The organism is Pseudomonas cavernae, from assembly GCF_003595175.1.
Lineage (GTDB): Bacteria > Pseudomonadota > Gammaproteobacteria > Pseudomonadales > Pseudomonadaceae > Aquipseudomonas > Aquipseudomonas cavernae.
Window position 1 is genome coordinate 3,826,712 of the sequence record NZ_CP032419.1, and the last position, 20,227, is coordinate 3,846,938.

At 66.1% G+C, this 20,227-nt stretch carries 17 protein-coding genes; 1 reads left to right on the forward strand and 16 read right to left on the reverse strand.

All coding sequences use genetic code 11. The annotated features are described in order from the left end of the window. Positions 1 to 31: 31 nt before the first annotated feature. From D3880_RS17385 to D3880_RS17430, 10 genes are read right to left on the reverse strand one after another with little or no spacing between them, the layout of a single operon-like run. On the reverse strand, positions 32 to 1,720 hold the full coding sequence (locus D3880_RS17385; RefSeq protein ID WP_119894678.1) for a class I adenylate-forming enzyme family protein: 1,689 nt from the start codon (positions 1,718 to 1,720) through the stop codon (positions 32 to 34). A 30-nt stretch (positions 1,721 to 1,750) separates the two neighbouring features. Next, positions 1,751 to 2,545 (reverse strand): SDR family NAD(P)-dependent oxidoreductase, encoded by a 795-nt coding sequence (locus tag D3880_RS17390; protein WP_119894679.1) that lies wholly within the window; start codon positions 2,543 to 2,545, stop codon positions 1,751 to 1,753. Positions 2,546 to 2,596: 51 nt separating this feature from the next. Beyond that, entirely contained in the window at positions 2,597 to 3,751 is a 1,155-nt protein-coding gene (locus D3880_RS17395; RefSeq protein ID WP_119894680.1) for an acyl-CoA dehydrogenase family protein, read from the reverse strand. Between the two features lie 13 nt (positions 3,752 to 3,764). Beyond that, positions 3,765 to 4,952, reverse strand: coding sequence for an acyl-CoA dehydrogenase family protein (locus D3880_RS17400; protein ID WP_119894681.1), 1,188 nt, complete (start codon positions 4,950 to 4,952; stop codon positions 3,765 to 3,767). Positions 4,953 to 5,005: 53 nt separating this feature from the next. Then, positions 5,006 to 6,175 (reverse strand): acyl-CoA dehydrogenase family protein, encoded by a 1,170-nt coding sequence (locus D3880_RS17405; RefSeq protein WP_119894682.1) that lies wholly within the window; start codon positions 6,173 to 6,175, stop codon positions 5,006 to 5,008. 10 nt (positions 6,176 to 6,185) lie between these two features. Then, entirely contained in the window at positions 6,186 to 7,364 is a 1,179-nt protein-coding gene (locus D3880_RS17410) for a lipid-transfer protein (RefSeq protein WP_119894683.1), read from the reverse strand. A 19-nt stretch (positions 7,365 to 7,383) separates the two neighbouring features. Further along, positions 7,384 to 7,803 (reverse strand): MaoC family dehydratase, encoded by a 420-nt coding sequence (locus D3880_RS17415; protein WP_119894684.1) that lies wholly within the window; start codon positions 7,801 to 7,803, stop codon positions 7,384 to 7,386. Continuing rightward, positions 7,775 to 8,908, reverse strand: coding sequence for an acyl-CoA dehydrogenase family protein (locus tag D3880_RS17420; protein ID WP_119894685.1), 1,134 nt, complete (start codon positions 8,906 to 8,908; stop codon positions 7,775 to 7,777). Before D3880_RS17420 ends, D3880_RS17415 begins: the two co-directional genes overlap by 29 nt. A gap of 8 nt (positions 8,909 to 8,916) precedes the next feature. Continuing rightward, a complete protein-coding gene (locus D3880_RS17425) occupies positions 8,917 to 9,888 on the reverse strand; it encodes a bifunctional MaoC family dehydratase N-terminal/OB-fold nucleic acid binding domain-containing protein (protein WP_119894686.1) in 972 nt (323 codons plus the stop codon). A gap of 57 nt (positions 9,889 to 9,945) precedes the next feature. Beyond that, positions 9,946 to 10,731, reverse strand: coding sequence for an SDR family oxidoreductase (locus D3880_RS17430; protein ID WP_119894687.1), 786 nt, complete (start codon positions 10,729 to 10,731; stop codon positions 9,946 to 9,948). A 176-nt stretch (positions 10,732 to 10,907) separates the two neighbouring features. On the opposite strand from D3880_RS17430, the gene D3880_RS17435 reads away from it, so the two are divergent. Beyond that, positions 10,908 to 11,693, forward strand: coding sequence for an enoyl-CoA hydratase (locus tag D3880_RS17435; RefSeq protein ID WP_119894688.1), 786 nt, complete (start codon positions 10,908 to 10,910; stop codon positions 11,691 to 11,693). Positions 11,694 to 11,762: 69 nt separating this feature from the next. Here the strand turns inward: D3880_RS17435 and D3880_RS17440 are convergent, their stop codons facing one another. The 6 genes from D3880_RS17440 to D3880_RS17465 all read right to left on the reverse strand — a co-directional run bounded on the left by D3880_RS17440 (position 11,763) and on the right by D3880_RS17465 (position 19,921). Next, complete coding sequence (locus tag D3880_RS17440) at positions 11,763 to 13,376, reverse strand: FadD3 family acyl-CoA ligase (protein ID WP_119894689.1); 1,614 nt, start codon at positions 13,374 to 13,376, stop codon at positions 11,763 to 11,765. Between the two features lie 22 nt (positions 13,377 to 13,398). Beyond that, positions 13,399 to 14,430 carry a ferredoxin--NADP reductase gene (locus D3880_RS17445; RefSeq protein WP_119894690.1) on the reverse strand — a complete coding sequence of 344 codons (1,032 nt, stop codon included), beginning with the start codon at positions 14,428 to 14,430 and terminating at the stop codon, positions 13,399 to 13,401. Between the two features lies 1 nt (position 14,431). Then, positions 14,432 to 15,193, reverse strand: a complete 762-nt coding sequence (locus D3880_RS17450) for an SDR family oxidoreductase (protein WP_119894691.1) — start codon at positions 15,191 to 15,193, stop codon at positions 14,432 to 14,434. 24 nt (positions 15,194 to 15,217) lie between these two features. Further along, positions 15,218 to 16,915 (reverse strand): FAD-binding protein, encoded by a 1,698-nt coding sequence (locus D3880_RS17455; protein WP_119894692.1) that lies wholly within the window; start codon positions 16,913 to 16,915, stop codon positions 15,218 to 15,220. 9 nt (positions 16,916 to 16,924) lie between these two features. Then, positions 16,925 to 18,634: an FAD-dependent oxidoreductase gene (locus tag D3880_RS17460; protein ID WP_119894693.1), complete on the reverse strand. Its 1,710-nt coding sequence runs from the start codon at positions 18,632 to 18,634 to the stop codon at positions 16,925 to 16,927. Between the two features lie 99 nt (positions 18,635 to 18,733). Continuing rightward, complete coding sequence (locus D3880_RS17465) at positions 18,734 to 19,921, reverse strand: acyl-CoA dehydrogenase family protein (protein ID WP_119894694.1); 1,188 nt, start codon at positions 19,919 to 19,921, stop codon at positions 18,734 to 18,736. Positions 19,922 to 20,227: the final 306 nt, after the last annotated feature.

Sequence of the window (20,227 nt, forward strand, 5' to 3'; positions counted from 1 at the left end):
GGGAAGAACATCGTCCGGAAAGACTACTTAGTCAGCGATTGACCAAGAATTCCTTTAGCTCGCCCTTGAGCACCTTGCCCGAAGCATTGCGCGGCAAGGGCTCACGCTGGATATGAACCTGCGCAGGCACCTTGTAGGCCGCCAGGCGCTGGCCGATGAACGCGCAGATCTGTTCGCCCGACGGAGCCGGATCAGCCTCACTGCGGACGATCAACACCAGGCGCTCGCCCAGGGTTTCATCGGCGATGGCAATGGCGGCCGCCTCGATCACCCCCGGCATTTCGCAGGCACAGGACTCGACTTCGCCGGCGGATATTTTTTCGCCGCCGCGGTTGATCAGATCCTTGGCCCGGTCGGTGATGTAGAGGAAACCCTCGCCGTCCAGATGGCCGATATCGCCGGTGTCCAGCCAGCCATCCTGCAGGGTCTCGGCACTCGCCTGAGGCAAGTTCCAGTACGCGCTCATCAGGGTCGGCGAACGCAGCCAGATCAAGCCCTCCTGCCCTTGTGGCAGTGGCTCATGCGGGCTATCGCCGATGCGCACCTCGACAATCGGCAACGGCCAACCAACCGAGCCAGGCTTGTAGACAAACTGGTCGCCACCGATGGCAGCGCCGATGCCATTGCTTTCGGTCAGGCCGAAACCGGCGCCAGCGATGGCCTCTGGCTTGCGCTCACGCAGGTGCGCCAGCAGGCTGCTGGTGGCCGCCGCGCCGCCCAGGCCGAGGGCGAACAGGCTGGCGGTGTCGGCGCCGCCGAAGCGCGGCGAGGTCAGCAACTGCTGCATCATCACCGGCGCGCCGTTGAACTGGGTGCAACGCTCATCGCGGATCAGGTCGAAGGCCTTGTCCACATCCCACTTGTACATCATCACCACCCGGCGCCCGCCGCGCAGGGCCAGCAGGAATTGGGCATGCAGCCCGCTGACATGGAACAGCGGGACCGCCATCAGGCTGGTCGGAGCAAAGCCGCTTTTCATCATCGCACCGATGCGCTCGGGCGAACTCATGGCGCCGAACATGCCCTGGAACTCCAGGGCGGTCAGCGCCTGGCACACCGCGCGATGGCTGGACAACACGCCCTTGGCGCGACTGGTGGTACCCGAGGTGTAGAGAATCAGCGCCGGGTCATCGGCCTCGATGCGCACCGCCGGAACGTCCAGCGGCGGCTCCTGCAGCAGGGTTTCGTAGCGCTGGCACAACGGCGGCACTGCCTGCCCGTCACTCAGGCCGACCACGATGCTCGGCAGCTCCAGGGTGCGCAGGTCATCGGCGAGCAGTTGCAGACGCGGTTCATCGCACAGCAGCACCGTCGCGCCACTGTCCTGCAGGCCATGGAACAACTCGTCGCGCAGGCCCCAGCTGTTGAGCGGTACGCCAACGGCGGCACAGCGCTGGATGGCGACGAAGGCCACCAGCCAGGCCGGCTGATTGCGCATGGCAATCGCCACCCGATCGCCCTGGCGCACGCCAAAACGCTGGACCAGTTGCCCGGCCAGCCGATCGACCTGGGCGAAAAACTCGGTGAAGGTCAGGCGTTGCTGCTCCCACACCAGAAACTCGCGATCGCCGTGCTGGCGAGCGACGTCGATCGCCTCGAGCAGGTTGGCTGCGGCATTGCGAAAGTACGCCGGCCCACCCTCGGCCGGGGTCACCACTTCAAAAGGTGCGCCCGGGGCAATCAATTGCTGCCAGGCACTCTGCCACTGTTCAAGCTTCATTTTCTTATTCTCCAAAGCATAGTCCGGGCTTTACACCGTCTGACGGGCCGGCGGCTGCCAGGCCACGCCGTTGATATGCGAACCACCATCGACAAACAAGGTATCGCCGGTCATGTAGCGTGACGCCTCGCTTGCCAGGAAACAGGCCACGCTGCCGATATCCAGTTCCGGGTCGCCCATACGCCCCATAGGGTTTTGTTGCAGCATCAGCGCGGCGTTTTCTGGCGCCAACGCGGCATAGCGCTCATAAGCTGGCGTGCGCGCCCCCGGGCAGATGGCGTTGACGGTGATGCCATGCACGGCCCATTCGCGCGCGGCGCTACGCGTCAGGCAGCGCAAGGCTTCCTTGCTGACGTTGTAGTCGGCCGAATGCTGGTGGGCGTTGACCCCGTTCAGCGAGCAAAGGTTGATAATCCGCCCCCATTGTTGACGGCGCATATGCGGGAAAGCGCGCTGCATTGCCGCCAACGGCGCGTACAAGCTGCCTCGCAAGGCACGCTCGAAGTCGGCCACGGATTTGTCTTCGAGAGCCGCCGGCTTATTGCCGAGGTAGGCGTTGTTGACCAGGATATGCAGCGCCCCGAATTGCTCTATCACCTGATCCACCAGCGCTTGCACGCTCTGCTCTTCGGCGATGTCGCAAGGGATCACCACGGCCTTGCCGCTGCGGGCGTGGATCAATGCCTGGGTCTCGACGCTGGTTTCCGGGTTGATATCGGCGACCACCACCGTGGCGCCACTGGCCGCGTAGGCCAGGGCAATGCCGCGGCCAATCCCCTGGCCGGCGCCGGTGACAATGGCGATTTTTCCTTCGAGTGAGTGCATCTAGCTGCTCCTTGAGAGGCTGGCAGAACCCTGCGCAGGCATGACCCGTGGTCAGGCGTGCGCCTCGTCGAGTGCCGCGTAGCGCTCACAGTGAAAATCACTGTCTCCCAGGCACGCCTGGGCCACCCGTATCCGCTTGAGATACAGGCCGACATCCAGCTCGTCGGTGACACCAATCCCGCCGTGCATCTGCACCGCTTCGTTGCTGACACGGGTGGCGGTCTCGCCGGTTTTCCACTTGGCCAGGCTGACCAGCCGTCCGCGCTCGGCAGCGCTCAGGCTGCTGTCGTCCAGCGCTGCCAGCGCCGCCATCAGCGTGCTACGGGCCAACACCAGCTCGACATGCAAACGCGCCGCGCGGTGCTGCAAGGCCTGGAACGAACCGATCGGCGCATCGAACTGCACCCGGGTCTTGAGGTAATCGAGGGTGCTGGCGAACAGTTGCTCGGAGGCGCCAAGCAGCTCGGCGGCCAGGCACACCCGGCCGCGATCCAGCACCATATCCAGTGCCGGCCAGGCGGCTCCGGCAGCACCGAGCAGGGCATCGCCACCCAGCTGCACGCCGTCGAACTGCAGACGTGCGCAGTTGCGCGAGTCAATCAACGACAGCGCGCTGACCTTCAGCCCCGGCGCTGTCGCCGGCACCAGAAACACGCTGATGCCCTGCTCGTCCCCGGCCTGCCCGGAGGTGCGGGCAGCCACCAGGTAGGCATCCGCGCCCAGGCCATCGATGACGAAGCCCTTCTCGCCGTCGAGGCGAAAGCCCGCGCCGTCGGCCGTCGCGGTCAGGGCCGTGTGCAGCGGTGCATGCCGCGGCTGCTCCTCCAGCGCCAGGGCCAGACGTCGCTCGCCGCCGATCAGCGCCGTCAGCCACTGGTCCTGCTGCGCAGGCGTGCCGGCCAGGTGCAGCAACGAACCGCTGAGCACCACATTGGAGAGCAGCGGCGACGCCGAGAGGTTCTTGCCGATCTCCTCGAAAATCGGCCCCAGGCCCATGCAACCAAAATCCAGCCCGCCGAAGGCTTCCGGAAACGGAATCGCGCTCCAGCCCAGCTCCACCGCGTCCTGCCACAGCTGCGGGTCGTAACCCAGCTCGCTGGCCTCGTCGCGCAAACGACGCTGGGCAGCCACCGGGCTGCGCGCGGCGAGAAAGTCGCGGGCGCTGTCGGCCAGCAGGCTCTGTTCTTCGCTATATACCAGACTCATCGTCAAACTCCCCTTAAACGCTTGGCAGGCCAAGGACCCGCTTGGCGATGACATTCAACTGCACTTCCGACGAGCCGCCGGCAATGGTCTGGGCGTAGCTGCTCAGCCAGCCACGGGTGAGCGCCAGCTCCTGCTCGCTGAAGCTCTCGTCCTCCCAGCCCAGCGCACGGTAGCCGAGGGCATCGAGGAGGATTTCGAACTTGTCGTGTTCCTGTTCGGAATGCACCAGTTTCATGATCGCCATGATCGCGCTGACGTCCTTGCGCGCCCGTGCTTCCTCGCCCAGGCGCTGCACCGTCAGGCTGTAGGCATGCTCGTCCATGGCGCAGGTCTGCGCCCGTGCCCGCAACGCCTGGTCGGCGGCCGACGCGCCTTTCGGCAGGTACTGGCGGATCAGCGGCAGCAGATGGAAATTGTTCGGCAGGCTGAACTCGCCGAACGTGGACATGGCCTTGCGCTCGTGCTGCAGCAGGCTCTTGCCCAGGTTCCAGCCACCATTGATGGGGCCGATCAGCTGGCTTTTCGGCACGCGCACGTTGTCGAAGAACACCTGGCAGAACGCCGACTTGCCGCTGATCAGGTCGATTGGCGAGACAGTCACGCCCGGGCTCTTCATGTCCAGCACGATCAGGCTGATGCCCAGGTGCTTCGGCGCCTTGGGATCGGTGCGCACCAGGGCGTACATCCAGTCGGACTTGTCGCCGTAGGAGGTCCAGATCTTGGTGCCGTTGACCACGAAGTCGTCGCCATCCTCCACCGCCGCCGTTTTCAGGCTGGCCAGGTCGGAACCGGCATTCGGCTCGGAGAAACCCTGGCACCAGCGCACTTCGCCACGGCACATCGGCGGCAGCAGGGCCAGCTTCTGCGCCTCGCTGGCGAACTCCAGCAACACCGGGCCGAGCATCCAGATGCCCAGGTTGATTTGCGGCGGCCGGCACTTGAGGCGGCGCATCTCGCGCTCCAGCACCGCATTTTCTTCGGCACTCAGGCCGCCGCCGCCGTACGCGGTCGGCCACTGCGGGCAAAACCAGCCCTTGTCGCGCATACGCTCGAACCACAGGCGGGCGTCTTCGCTGGGGAACTCGGGCTTGCTGGAGCCCCAGACAAGCTCACCCTCCGGGATAGCGGTGCGTTGCGACGGCGGGCAGTTGGCTTCCAGCCAGGTGCGCGTCGCTTGTCTGAATTGTTCGATTGCGCTCATTCGTTCACCTAAAAGGGACGTCATTGTTGTTTTGGCTGAGTGGTTCAGACCACTCAGCGCTGCGTACGTGGCATTCCCAGGCCGAACTGGGCGATCAGCTCGCGCTGGATTTCATTGGTGCCACCGCCGAACGTCAACGTCACCGAGGCCCGCACTTCGTATTCCAGCTCGCCGAGCAGCGAGGCCGCTGCCGATCCGGCACGCACCAGGCCGCCGGCACCGACAATTGCCGAGAGCTTGCGCAGGATCTCGATGGCCGATTCCGAACCGTAGACCTTGGTAGTCGAGGCCAGTGCCACATCCATGCGGCCCTGTTCGAGGTCAGCGGCGATGCGGAAGTTGATCATCCGCATGGCCTCCAGGCGTGCATAGCACTCGGCCAGTTCGCGGCGCACCCAGGCCTTGTCGGTGGCACGGTGGCCCTGTTCATCGGCACTGCGTGCCCACATATAAACCCGGCGGAACAACCCGACCACTTTGTCCGACCAGGCACCCAGGCCCAGGCGTTCGTGGTTGAGCTGGGCGGTGATCAGTTTCCAGCCGCCATGCAGCTCACCGACCAGCATCTCACGCGGCACCCGTACGTTGTCGTAGTAGGTGGCGGCGGTGGGGTTGCTGGTGGTCGGGATCACGGTGCTGGAGAAACCCTCGGCCGTGGTGTCGAGGATCATGATCGACACGCCTTTGTGCCGTGGCCGCTCAGGATCGGTGCGCGCCGCCAGCCAGATGTAGTCGGCCGCTTCGGCTCCCGAGGTCCAGAGTTTGCTGCCATTGACCACGAAGCCGTCAGCGTCCTCGCGGGCCGTGGTTTTCAGCACTGCCAGGTCGCTGCCGGCGCCAGCTTCGGAGTAACCGATGGCGAAAATGACTTCACCGGCGGCGATCCCTGGCAGGAACTTTTCCTTCTGCAGCGCCGAGCCATGGGCCATCAAGGCCGGGCCCACGGTGCTGATGGTCACGAACGGCAGCGGTGCACCGGCGATGTTGGCTTCTTCGAAGAAGATCAACTGCTCGGTAGCGGCATAGCCCTGACCGCCGTGCTCCTTGGGCCAGCCAACGGCCAGCCAGCCGTCACGGCCCATCTTGGCGATGGTGTTGCGGTACAGCTCGCCGCCTTCCTTGCCGCGCAATTGCTGGCGCAGCTCGGGGGTCATCAGGTTCTGGAAATAGTCTCGAACCTTGAGGCGCAGAGCATGCTGTTCGGGGGTGAGATCGACGAACATGAGCCGCTCCTTATGCCGAGCCGAGAATCAGGCCGCTGGTAGGCACGCCGGTCCCGGCGGTTACCAGCACGTTTTCGACATCCGCGACCTGGTTCACCGCCGCGCCACGTACCTGGCGCACCGCTTCGGCAATGCCGTTCATGCCGTGGATATAGGCCTCGCCCAACTGCCCGCCGTGGGTGTTGATCGGCAGCTTGCCGCCGCGTGCATGGTGGCCGGCGCGGATGAACTCCTTGGCCTCGCCGCGTTTGACGAAACCGAACTCTTCCAGTTGCGGCAACACGAACGGGGTGAAGTGGTCGTAGATCACCGCGGTCTGGAACGCATCAGGGCCCAGGCCCGACTGGCCGTACAGCTCCTTGGCGACCACGCCCATCTCCGGCAGGCCGGTGATGTCGTCACGGTAGAACGAGGTCATGCTCTGCTGGCCATCGCTGATGCCCTGGGCGCCAGCCTTGATCACCACCGGCTTCTGGCGCAGGTCCTTGGCGCGCTCGGCCGAGGTAATGACCATGGCCACCGCGCCATCGGATTCCTGGCAGCAATCGAGCAGGTGCAGCGGCTCGCAGATCCAGCGCGAAGCCTGGTGCTCTTCGAGGGTGATCGGCTTGCCATAGAAGAACGCCGCCGGGTTGGTCGCGGCGAAGTCGCGCACGGCCACGGCCACTCGGCCGAAGTCCTCGGAGGTGGCGCCGTAGCGGTGCATGTAGCGCTGGGCGAACATCCCGACCCAGGAGGCCGGGGTGTGCAAGCCGTGGGGCATGTACCAGCCGTAGTTGACGTTGTCGAAGAACGGCGTCGCGCCGAAGCCGTAGCTGCCAGTGCCGAAGCGATACCAGGAACGCTCGTTCATCGCCCGGTAGACCACCACCACCTTGGCCACGCCGGTGGCCACGGCCATCGCCGCGTGCATCACCGGGGCGCAGGCCGCGCCGCCGCCGTGGGGCACCTGGGAGAAGAACTTGACGTCCTTGCAGCCCAGCAGGCGGGCGATCTCGTACTCCGGCACCTTGTCCACCGAGTAGGAGCTGAAGCCCTCAACCTCGGACGGATCGATGCCGGCATCCTTCAGTGCCGCCAGCGTCGCTTCCATGGCCAGGCGCAGTTCGGTGCGCCCGGAGTTCTTGGAAAACTCGGTCGCGCCCAGCCCAACAATGGCGGCGCGCCCGGAAATCGACGAATTCGTCATCTGTTCTGTCTCCCGCGACTTAGGGCAGAACCAGCGCGACCGTACCGGTCACGTGGTTGCCCATGGAATTTTTGCCCTTGAGGGTCACTTCCAGGCTGCGCGTGGCGGCATCCTGATGGGTCACTTCGCCACTGAAGGTCATGCAGTCACCCGGGTAGTTCGGTGCTCCGAGCTTGATTTTCAGCGACAGGAAACGCGCCTCCGGGCCTGCCCACTCTTCGACGAAGCGCTGGACCAGGCCGTTGGTGGTGAGGATGTTCATGAAAATATGCGGTGAGCCGAGCTCGCGCGCCGCCTCCAGGTCATGGTGACCGGGGAAGTAATCGCGGGTGGCGATCGCGCCCCCGGTGATCAGGCTGACAGTGATCGGGATCGCCAGCTCCGGCAGCACTTCGCCGGGGCGCACGTCTTCAAAGCGCTTGGTGTTCTTCGAGGTCATATTTCCATCCCAACGTGTCGTTATCGCTCAGCCAATCGCCGAGACGTTCCAAGCTCGCCGCCGAGCCACCCAAGGCACTGCTCAGGGCGCGGCTCCAGTAGAGAAAGCGGTGTATCGGGTAGGTCAGGTCGACGCCGATGCCGCCGTGCACATGCTGTGCGACGTGGCCGATCCGGTGCCCGGCCTCGCAGGCCAGCCAAGCCGTGGCCAAGGCCTCGGAAGGTGCCGCCAAGCCGGCGTCCAGGCGGTAGCACAATTGCCACAGCGCACCGCGCAGGGCTTCGAGGGCCACATGCGCGTCGGCCATGCTCATCTGCACGGCCTGAAAACTGCCGATGCGGCGATCGAACTGCTCGCGCTCGCTGACGTACGCGACGGTGCGCTGGATCTGTTCGGCGCTGACGCCCAACTGCAAGGCCGCCAGGGCGGCGATGGCGCGGGCTTCGAGCCAGGCCAGCGCGGCTTGCGGCAACACCTGGCAGGCGCCGAGCGTGACGCCCTGCACCTGCAGGTCGGCCAGCGCTTCGCCGTGGGTCATCACCCCCGGCACGGTGGTGATGCCGGCGTGGCTCAGATCCAGCAAGACCAGCCGGGGCTGGCCCTCGAGCTGCGCCACCACCAATGCCGCGGCCGATTGCTCGGCCAGGGCCACGGCCGCGACCCGTCCGTCCAGACGCCAGCCGTCGGCGTCGGGCTGCGCCTGCAGTTCGATGCCATGGGCGCTGCTCAGGCCATCGAGCGACAGGCTCAACAGCGCGCTGGCGCTGGCCGCTTGCTCGGCCCAGGGCGCCAGCTCAGCGCCGCCGAACTGTGCCAGGGTCGCCGCCGCCAGTTGGTGGCGCCACAACGGCACCTGGCCGAGGGCACGACCCTGGGCTTCGAGCAGCAACATCAATTCGGTCATGCCCAGCCCGCTGCCGCCGGCCGCTTCCGGGATGGCCAAGGCTTGCAGGCCGGTTTCCACGCACGCCGTCCACAGGCCCTGCATGTACGGCTGGCCCGCCACGTCCCACTCGCGCAGACGGTCGTCGGTGCAGTAGTCGCTCATCAGGCTGCCGGCCATTTCGGCAATGGCGCGCTGGTCTTCGCTGAATTCGAAATTCATGCCGCCCCCTACTCTGCCAACGGCCGGAACATCGGCAGCGCCAGATCACCGTCGAAGGTCTGGAACTCGACCTGCAGGCGTTGGCCGATGCTGATGTCTTCGCGTTTGACGCCAACCAGGCCGGCGACCAGGCGCACGCCTTCGTCCAGCTCGATCAAGCCGATCGGGTTGGGATGATCGAAGGGCGCCACTTCCGGGTAGTGCATCACCACGAAGGAATACAGGCTGGCCTTGCCGCTGGCCTGCAGGGTGTCCCAGTCGAAGCTGTGGCACTCGATGCACACCGGTGCCGGCGGATGCCGCAGGGTCGCGCACTGGGTGCAACGCTGGATCAGCAGCTTGCCTTCGGTGCAGCCGTCCCAGAAGAAACGGGAGTCATCGCTCACACCCGGCTTCGGCCGCTTGGCCGCTGCCGGGACTTCCGGCGCTGCGGCCGCCGGCTTCTGCACATGAGCCGGACGGAACTTGAAGACGCGGAACAGCAGTTCGCCGACCTTCTCGTCGCCAGCGGCCTGCTCGCTGAAGTAGCTCATGATCAGGGTGACGAAGAAGCCGGTGCCCAGGCCCGTGGTCTTCTCGTCGCCGACCGCGTCCAGGCGCGTGGTGTAGTAGAGCTTCTCGCCGGGGCGCACGTTGCGCTCGAAGGTCAGCTCGGAGTTCACCGCCACCACCGCCGGGTAGCCGTAACTCTCGATGAGCTTGAGCACCTCGTAGGGGTTCTCGGTGGTCGAGCCGGGCGGATAGTTGTTCGCGTGAAGGCCTTCCATGCACCAGACCTGGAGCATCGATGCCGGGGCCACCAACCCGTCGTTGCTGCTCTTGGCAGCCAACTGCGGGTTGCTGTAGAGCGGGTTGTCCAGGCCCATGACTTCGCACCACTGGCGAATCATCGGCGCATTGACTTCGTCCCAGGCATTCACGCGACCGTACTCGCGCCCCACTAGGGCGCGCACTTTGGATTGCAATTCTGGATCAGCCAAGTTCGTCTCCTGCGTGTTGAGAACGGCGCCCGAATCCGGCACGCCGCCATGGGTCGATCAGTTGGGCGCAACCTGCGCGGCGGCGAGGAACGTCGGACGTTCGCCACCGCCATTCAGCAGCAGGTTGCAGCCGCTGGCGTAACCGGCCAGCGGTGAAGCGATGTACAGGCAGGCATTGCCGATGTCTTCCGGCACGGCCATGCGCCCAGCCGGAATACCCGCGCTGACCGCCGCGATGCCGGCCTCGTCGCCGTAGTGCAGATGGGACAGCTCGGTGCGAACCAGGCCGGGGCTGACTGCCACCACCCGCACCTTGGGCGCCCACTCCACCGCCAGCGACTGCACCAGGGCCAAGACCCCGGCCTTGGCCGCGCCATAGGCGGCGGTACCCGGGGATGCGCGCAGGGCACTGATGCTGCCGATAAAGACGATGCAACCGCCATCCGCCTGCTCCTGCATCAGCAGGTTGGCCTGCTGCGCGACATTCAGCGGCGCGATCAAGTTGAGGCGGATGATCCCTTCGTGAAAGCGCGGCGATGCCGTGGCGGCTTCCGCCGCCGGGCTGCCGCCGGCATTGTTGATCAGCACGTCGAGGCGGCCGTAGTCGGCGCGCACCGTGTCGAACAAGGCCCGCAGCGAATCCTGGTCGCGCACGTCGGCCGCGATGAACGCCGCACGGGCCTCGCCCACGCTCGGCAACTCCTCGGGAGCCGTGCGCCCGCAGACGATGACCCGGGCATTGGCCGCCAGAAAGCTGCGGGCGATACCCGCGCCTATGCCTTTGGTGCCGCCGGTGATCAGCACCACCTTACCGTTGTAATCCAGCCCCGAGTGACCACTCATGGCGCGCTCCTTATTTCTGTAATGACTGGCACTCTAAGGACAAAGCCGCGCGCCAACTTCGTCTAAATGGACGATGAAGGGCAAACGCCTGGCCGCAACAATCCAGAACATAGCCGCCGTCCCTGCGACGGAGCCCGATGGAGCGGCCATCCGGCGCTGACAGAATGAGGAAGCCCATGCCTGATCCACTGGTTCCACCGGTATTGCTGGAATTCCCGGCCCCCGGCGTCGCCCTGCTGCGGCTCAACCGCCCGCAGGCGACCAATGCCCTGAGCCTGGAACTGCAGGCGCTGCTCTCGCAGCACTTCAGCGCGCTGGGCGCCGACCCCGAGGTGCGCTGCATCCTGCTGACCGGCGGCGACAAGGTGTTCGCCGCCGGCGGCGACATCAACAGCATGGCCGGGGTCGGCCCGATCGATATCTACCAGCGCCACACCGAGCGGGTCTGGGCACCGATCCAGCATTGCCCGAAACCGGTGATCGCCGCCGTCTGCGGTTACGCCTATGGCGGCGGCTGCGAGCTGGCCATGCTCGCCGACATCATCGTCGCCGGGCACGGCGCGCGCTTCTGCCAGCCGGAAATCCGCATCGGCATCATGCCCGGCATCGGCGGCACCCAGCGCCTGGTGCGCGCGGTGGGCAAGGCCAAGGCCATGCGCATGGCGTTGACCGGCCAGCCGATCACCGCCGAGGAAGCCTGGATCTCCGGGCTGGTCAGCGAAGTGGTGGCCGACGATCAGGTGCAGGCCCATGCCCTGCAGATGGCGCAACTGATTGCGGCGATGCCGCCGCTGGCCGCCGAGCAGATCAAGGAAGTCATCCTCGCCGGCATGGACGCGCCGCTGGAAGCCGGCCTGGCCCTGGAGCGCAAGGCCAATGCCCTACTGTTCGCCTCGCGCGACCAGAAGGAAGGCATGCAGGCCTTTATCGACAAGCGCCCGCCGCAGTTCGAAGGTCGCTGATGACCCTGACTTCGGCGTTGCAACGCCCAGCCACCCGCCACGGACACTCGGCCCATGGCGGGATGGCTGCTAGCCGGCCAGCGCCGCCCGCAGCTCGTTCTTGACCACCTTGTTCGAAGCATTCACCGGCAGCGCCTGGAAGAAGCGCACCTGGCGCGGCACCTTGTAGTTGGCCATGCGCTCGCGGGCCCAGGCGATCAGGGCCGGCTCATCCAGTTGCTGGCCGTGACGCAGCACCACGCAGGCGCACCCGACTTCGCCCATGCGCTCGTCCGGAATGCCGATCACCGCCACCTGGGCGATGGCCGGGTGCTCGAGCAAGCCGGCTTCGATCTCCGCCGGGTAGCAGTTGAAGCCGCCGACGATGAACATGTCCTTGAGCCGGTCGGTGATTCTCAGGTTGCCGCGCGCATCGAGGTTGCCGACGTCGCCGGTGTGCAGCCAGCCCTCGGCGTCGATGGTCTCGGCGGTGGCGGCCGGGTCGTTGAAATAGCCCTGCATCACATGGAAGCCGCGCAGACAGATTTCCCCCGACTCGCCCGCGCCCAGCGGCTGGTTGTCCGCCGAGCGAATGCTCACCTCGGTCCCGACAATCGCCTGGCCGCTGGTGCCGGCGATGATGTCCGCCGGGTCATCCGGGTTGCAGATGGTCGCCAGGCCGCCGCACTCGGTCAGGCCATAGGCCGTGGTGACCACCGCAAAACCCAGCTCGTTGCGCATCCGCTCGATCAGCACCGGCGGAATGGTCGCCGCGCCGGTCACGGCGATGCGCAGGCTCGACAGATCGGTCTCGGCCAGGCGCGGGTGAGCCAGCATCGACAGGTACAGGGTCGGCGGCCCCGGCAGCACGCTGATGCGCTCGGCGGCAATGCGCTGGAACACCGCCTCGGCGTCGAACACCGGCTGCGGCAGGATGGTCGCCCCGGCCAGCAGGCAAGTCAGCCACCCGGCCTTGTAGCCGAAGGAATGGAAGAACGGATTGACGATCAGGTAACGGTCGCCGGGCTGCAGGCCGATGACCTTGACGTACTCGTTGAAGGCCCGCAGGTTTTGCCCGTGGGCGCTCATCACGCCCTTGGGTTTGCCGGTGGTGCCGGAGGTGAACAACAAATCGGACAAATCCTCCGGGCCCACCGCCGCCGCCCGTTCGCGGGCGTCCGCGGCACTGACCTGCGCGCCTTTGCCGAGGAACCCGGACCAGCCCAGATCGCCGGCCTGCTGCGGTTCTGCCGTGCCGAACAGCACCAGGTGTTCGAGGCTGGCCGGGCGTTGCGGCGCCAGCTGTGCCTGGTAGTCGACGCCGAGAAACTCGCCCTGGACGAACAGCACCCGTGCCTGGCTGCGCAGCAGGATATCCGCCGCCTCGCCGCCCTTCATGCGGGTGTTGAGCGGCACCAACACCGCTCCGGCGCAATGCACGCCCAGCGCGGCGACAATCCAGTCGCGGCAGTTCGGCGCCCAGATCGCCACCCGGTCGCCAGGCGCAATGCCCAACGCCATCAGACTGCGACTGACCCCCAGGGCCAGCTCCGGCAAGTCACGGTAATCGGTGGCGACCCCGTCTTCCTCGATGGCCGCCCGCCCGGCATAGCGCTCGGCGGCAGCGGACAACAGGGCGGGAATCGACAGGGGCAGCGGATTCCAGGCAGCGCAGGTGTCTGGTGATGCGGAAAATGCAGTCATGGTGACGGACTCGGCAAACGGATCATTCAGGGAAGCGCACCCGCAGGTGCTCACTACGGGCCAGCGACTGGCAGGCCAGGGTCCAGCCTTCGTTAATTTCCTGCTGGTCGAGGGCTTCGTTGCGCAGCATTTCCACCGTGCCGCTTTCGACCGTGCACATGCAGGTCGCGCAAGAGCCGACCAGACACGAACTCGGCGGTTTCAGGCCGGCCCGCTGCATGGCTTCGAGCAGGGTTTCACCTTCGGCGCAGGGCATCTCGAACTCTTCACCGTCCAGGCGCACCGACAGCTGGCTGCACACCTGGGCGGTATCGACCGGCGCATGCGGCGTCACCGAGCCCTCTTCCGGCAGGGACACGAAGCGCTCGACATGCACCCGCGCAGACGGCATGCCGAGGCTGTGCAAGGCGCTGACCGCCGCATCCATAAACGGCCCGGGGCCGCAGATGAAGGCCTCGGCCGCCGCGAATGGGCGGGCCAGTTCGGCCAGTTGGCTGACCGCCGGGATGCCTTGCACCGAATCCAGCCAGTGGATCACCTGCAGGCGCTGCGGGTGCTCGCTGGCCAGGGCCTTGAGCTCATCACGGAAGATCACCGAGGCTTCGTCGCGGTTGGCGTAGATCAGCAGGATGCGCCCGCTGCCGGCCAGCAAGGCCGAGCGCAGGATCGACAGCACCGGCGTGACCCCGCTGCCGCCACCGAACAGCAGCAGGTCGGTGTCCAGATTACGCGGCACGAATATCCCGGCCGGCACCAGCACTTGCAGGCTGTCACCGGCCTGCACCGCGTCGCACAGCCAGTTCGAGGCCCGCCCGTCACGCACCCGCTTGACGGTGACCCGCAGCGGCTCATCGAGCAACGGCGTGCTCGACAGCGAATAGCAGCGCGGCAACCAGCCGCCTTCGAACGGCACGCGCAGGGTCAGGAACTGTCCCGGCCGGTAGCTAAAACGTTCGGCCAGCCCAGCCGGCAGCTCGAACTCCAGCGAACGGCTGTCGAAGGTTTCTTCGATCACCCGCGCAACGCTTAGGGTGAGATAGTCCTGAATGCTCATATCAGATACTCATCACAAACTGGCCACTGTCGACACGCAGCTCGACCCCGTTGATCGCCCGCGAGTCGTCGCAGGCGAGGAACAGCACGCTGGCAGCCACGTCTTCCGGCAAGCACATGCGGTTCATCGGGTCGCTGTCGATGGTGAACTTGCGCGGGTCGACGCCCGCCGGATACTGGGCATTGGTCATGGGCGTCAGCACGCCGTCCGGGTGCAGCGAGTTGCAGCGGATGCGGTACTTGCTGCGTCGGCAATGGGCCGCGACCGCACGGGTCAAGGCCGCCACCGAACCCTTGGAGGCGCTGTAGGCGGCATAGTCATCACGCCCGGCGAGGGCCGCCAGGGACGAGATGTTGATAATCGAGCCGCCCGCGCCTTCCTTCATCAGCGCGATACCGGCACGGCAGCCGAGAAACACGCTGTCGGAGTTGATCCGCTGCAGGCGATGCCAATCATCCAGGCTGGTCTCCTCGATGGAGCCCTTGAGCAGGATGCCGGCGTTGTTGACCAGGATATCGAGGCGCCCGTGACGCGCGCGCAGTGCCTCGATGACCGCGTTCCAATCCGACTCGCTGGCCGCATCATGGCGAATGAAACTCGCCGCGGCACCGATCTCGGCGACCAGCGCCTGGCCGGCTTCGACATTGATGTCGCTGATCAGCACCTGCGCACCTTCACGCGCCAGCAGCAGAGCAGTCTCACGCCCGACGCCACTGGCGCCACCGGTGACCAGCGCCACCTTGCCTTGAACTCGTCCCGCCATGTTGGTTGTCTCCTTTGACAGAAATTAATACGCCTGCGCCAGCGCTTCGGCCGCGGCCGGCGTCGCGGAGGCGGCCACGGCCTGCCCGGCACGCCGCCCGGAAAACACGCAGTCGGCCAACGACAGGCCACTGATGTACAGATGTGAAGGAATGCCGATGGCTGTGCGCCCGGCGGCGAACAGGCCGGGAATCGGCCGGCCATTGCCGTCCAGCAGCGCGCCGCTGTCTTCATCGACCTTGAGCCCGCCGAGGGTCAGCGCCCCCAGCGGAAACGCCTTGTTGTCGACCGAAATGTCGCAGGCGTAGAACGGCCCCTGATCGAGCACCTGGCGGCTCTTGGGCGATTTGCCGAAGGCGTCCGCCGCCTCGCCACGCGCCGCGGCGTTATAGGCCTGCAACGAACTGCGCAGCACATCGGCGCGCATCCCGGTGGCGCCGGCCAGTTGTTCGATGCTTTGGCCCTTGCGCACCCCCAGCAGCATCAAGGCCAGCGCGGGCACGCTCTGGAACCACCAGTAACCACCGAACAGCGCCTGCTTGATCGCCTGCTTGCGCAGCCGCGCATCCAGTACCAGCCAGGCCTTGCCGCCCTGCTCTTCGCACAGCGGCTGGCCCAGCGTCGCGCCGTAGACCTCTTCGTTGACGAAGCGCTGGCCACGGGTGTTGACCACAATGCCTTTCGGCCAGCACAGCGGCGGGTTGAGAAAGCGCCAGGCCGAGACGCGCTCCAGGCGATCACTCACCGCCCCGGCGGTCAGCCCCAGGCGCACGCCGCTGCCATCGCAACCGGTGGCGCCGACCTTGAAATTGCGGCGGAATTTCGGCGCATGCTCGGCGAGCATCTCGCGATTGAAGATAAAGCCGCCGGTGCTGAGGATCACCCCACGCTGGGCACGGACCAGCCGTGGCCTGGCGAAGTCGCGCTCGAGCTGGCTGACCCGGCGCCGCAGGCTGTCGCAATAACCCGGGGCGAAGTTCTGCAGGCGCTCGGCGCGCGCCGCCAGCTTGGCGTGCAGCTGCGCCTGCTGACTACCGGCCGGCAGGCACCAGAGTTCGACGCCAAGCACCCGCCCAGCGGCGTCGAGCACCAGCCGCCGGGCCGCCGCTTGCAACTGGGCACGCACGCCGTTACGCAGGCAGGCGGCCTTGAGGTGCGCATACAGCACCGCGCCGCCCTGGCCCTTGCCGACCGTGCGGTGACCGCGCGGGGCGGGCGGCAGGCTGTCGGTGTGCGAGGGCACCAACTCATTGCCCGAGTAGTAGAGGAAGTAGCCATCCGATGGATAGGAGGTCTTGCCGCCGCCCGGCGGCATGCTGTGGGCGTAAGGTGCGCCGTGGCTTTCCAGCCAGGCCAGGTTGGCCACGCTGTCGGCGCAAAAACGCTGCAGGGTCTCGTCGCGGATCACGCCCTCAGTTTCGTGCTTGAGGTAATCGAACATCGCCTCGGGCGTGTCCGTGAAGCCGGCCGCCTGCTGGTGCCGAGTGCCGCCTCCGGCGTAGACCACGCCACCACTCTTGGCGCTGGCGCCGCCGCCGGTGAACCGATCGGCCACCAGCACGTCGGCGCCATTGGCGCGGGCTTCGAGGGCGGCGCAGGCACCCGCCGCGCCCCAGCCGATCACCAGGACATCACAACGGTCATCCCATTGCAGCGCATCGGCGTCGGCAACCCGCAGCGCGGGCTGGATATCGGTGCAGGTCGTGCTGACTGGAGCTGGCATGGCGACTCCTTATGGGTTGCCGGCAATGTGGTTGGCGGCGATGTAGCCGAAGGTCATGGCCGGACCGAGGGTGCCACCGGCGCCCGGATAGCTGGTGCCCATCACCGACGCCGAGCAGTTGCCGATGGCATACAGACCGGGAATCGGTTGACCGTCTTCACTCACCACCTGGGCGTGCTCGTTGGTCAACAGGCCACCCTTGGTGCCGATATCGCCGGCGTCCAGGCGCATGGCGTAATACGGGCCCTTCTTCAAAGGCGCCAGGCACGGGTTGGGTTTGACATTGCTGTCGCCGTAGTAGCGGTCGAACACGTTGCCACCGCGGCCGAATTCCACATCGACCCCCGTGCGGGCGTATTCATTGACGGTCTGCACGGTGCTCTCCAGGCCGTCGGCATCGACGCCGATCTGCCCGGCCAGTTCCGCCAGGCTGTCGGCCTTCCAGTACACGCTGTTGAGCCAGGCCTTGCGCAGGCGGCTGTCGGGCGCCACCTGCGCCGGCATCAACGGGCCCATGGCGTAGTGGAAACGGAAATGCCCATCGAAGATCACCCAGGCCGGGGTCGACTTGCCGCCGCTGCTCTGGTTGTCGCGGTACATGGCGTCGACGAACTCCAGGTACGGCGCGGCTTCGTTGACGAAGCGCCGACCCAGACCGTTGACCACGATGGCCCCAGGGAAGGCGCGCTCGGCGAAGACTCCGCGCGGCTTATCCTCGCCCGGCACGGCGATGGTTGGTGCCCACCAGGCCCAGTCCAGCAGCGACGTCGCGGCGCCCAGTGCCATGCCGGCTTCCAGCGCCGCGCCAGTGTTGTTGCCCGGCGGCGTGGCGCTCCACTCGCGACGGGTCGGCTGCGGCAGGTACTTCTCGCGCAGCTCTTGATTCTGTTCGAAGCCGCCGGAGCCGAAAATCACCCCGCGGCGGGCGTGGAGCTCCAGCTCCTTGCCGCCCTGCTGCACCCGCACGCCAGTGACCCGGCCCTGCTCGGTGAGCAGCTCACGAAAATCGGTGTTCAGCCACAGCGGCACATTGCGGTCCATCAGGGAGCGGCGCAGCGAGGCCACCAGCGAACTGCCCAAGGAGGCACGGCGGTCGATCTTGCTCTTGCGCCGCCACTTGAAGTCCAGCTTGTAGCGCACCATCAACCCGAGAATCAGCAGGCGCCAGCCGAACTCGCGGGACATGACCTTGTGCGCATGCCGTGCGGTCCAGGCGATACAGCCCATCAACAGGGTCGAAGGCGAAGGTTTGCGCAGGTTGTCCAGTTCATCGCCGAGCAGGCTGGTGTCGAACAGCTCGGGGTCCAGCGAGCGCCCGCCCGGCAGAGAGCCCGGCAGCTGCTGGTAATAGTCCGGGTACTTTTCCGCCACGGCATAACGCACCCGGCTGTTGGTCTCGAGCGCGTGGATCATCTGCGGGGCGTTGTTCAGGTAGGCCCGCAGGCGCACTTCGTCGCCGTGCTCGCCGGTGGCGGCCTTGAGGTACTGCAGGGCCAGTTCGAAACTGTCCTTGCCGCCCTTTTCGGCGAAATAGTGGTTATTGGGAATCCAGATACCACCGCCGGAAATCGCCGATGTACCGCCGTACTTGTCGCTTTTCTCGACAATCAGCACGGAAAGACCCTGGTCGGCGGCGAATAGCGCCGAAGTCATCGCACCTGCGCCGGAGCCGACGACGATCACGTCGTAGCTGGTCTGAGACTGAACTTGAGCCGTCATTGTGGTTATGCCATTAGCTGTGATCAGAGGGTTCCCGGCCCGCAGGCCGGGGATTCGGGTGCCAGGCCGACCGCAGTTGCAGGTCGGCCCGGGCCACCATCACACGTAAGGATCCGGGTTGGGCAGGCCCAGTTGCACCGCGCCGAGGCTGCGGCTGTAGGCCATGTAGTTGTTGGCGATGTGCCCGCGCGCCTGGTGCAGGTCGCGGAACAGTCGCGCTACCGGATTGGTGTTGTACAGACCGGATGCCGCCATGCAGCGCAGCAGCTCGTTGACCTTCTCGGCACAGACGTTGGTCACATAGGACGACTGGTAGCGATACAGCAGACGGGTTTCCACATCCGGATATTCCCCGGCCTTGGCCAGGGCGAGCAGGTGCGCGTAGTTGCGGTCGAGCACCAGACGCAGGCTGTCGACGATGATCGACGCCTCCGCCACCGTGGTTTGCGCCACCGGATCGTCGGCGGTCTTGATGCCGTGCTTGCCGATGTGCGCCGCCGCGTTGGCGCAGAACTCGTTGATCGCCCCCTGCAGCGCACCGATGGCCGACGTGGACACCGCGCGGGAGAACACCTGGGCGAACGGAATGGCGTAGATCGGGTTGGTGTTGACCAAGCGTCCCGGCGTCGCCTCGAGGGTGCAGTTGTTGGTGCGTTGCACGCGGTGCGCCGGGACGAACACATCCTCGACCACGATGTCGTGGCTGCCGGTGCCGCGCAGGCCCAGCACGTCCCAGTTGTGCTCGATGCGGTAGTCGCTGCGTGGCAGCAGGAAAGTACCGTGCTCGGCAGCCAGCTCGCCTTCTGGCGGAATGATGCCGCCCAGGAAGCACCACTGGCAGTGTTCGCTGCCGCTGGAGAAGCCCCAGCGCCCGCTGACGCGGTAGCCACCTTCCACCGGCGTGACCTTGGCCACCGGCATGTAGGTGGAGGAGATCAGCGTCCCGTGATCCGTCCCCCACACATCGCGCTGCGCCTCGATCGGGTAGCGCGCCAGCTGCCACGGGTGTACGCCCATCACGCCGTAGATCCAGGCGGTGGACATGCAACCCTCGGCGAGAGTCATCTGGATTTCGAAGAAGGTCCGCGGATCGACTTCGTAGCCGCCAAACGCCTTCGGCTGCAGGGCACGCAGCAGGCCCGCCTCTTGCAACTCGGCAATCGTTTCGTTGGGCACCTTGAAGTCACGGTCGGCTTGCGCCGTGCGGCTCTTGAGTGCCGGCACCATGCGCCGCGCTCGTTCAATCAGTTCGATTTCTTCCCGAGTCTTTTCTCGCATGCTATCCATCCGTCAGTTCTCCCAATCTCGTGCGCGGTTGCGCGGGCCATGATTGATGATCGGACTCGGCGACTTATCGTTCATCGTCAAAGCGGACTAGGCCCTGTTCCCGTTTCGTTCGCGGCTGCAACGAAACAGGAACAGGGCCTAGAAAACCCGGAGAACAGCGGCGCGCCGACCCTGGCGCCTCGGCCTTAGAACCGGGTCACGATCTTTTGGACTAGAGCCAGACAAGGCAAAAACAGGCGAGGAAGCGGAATTTACGAGTTGTAAATGAGCATTCCGAACCTGTTTTTAACGCGGTATGGCCGACGG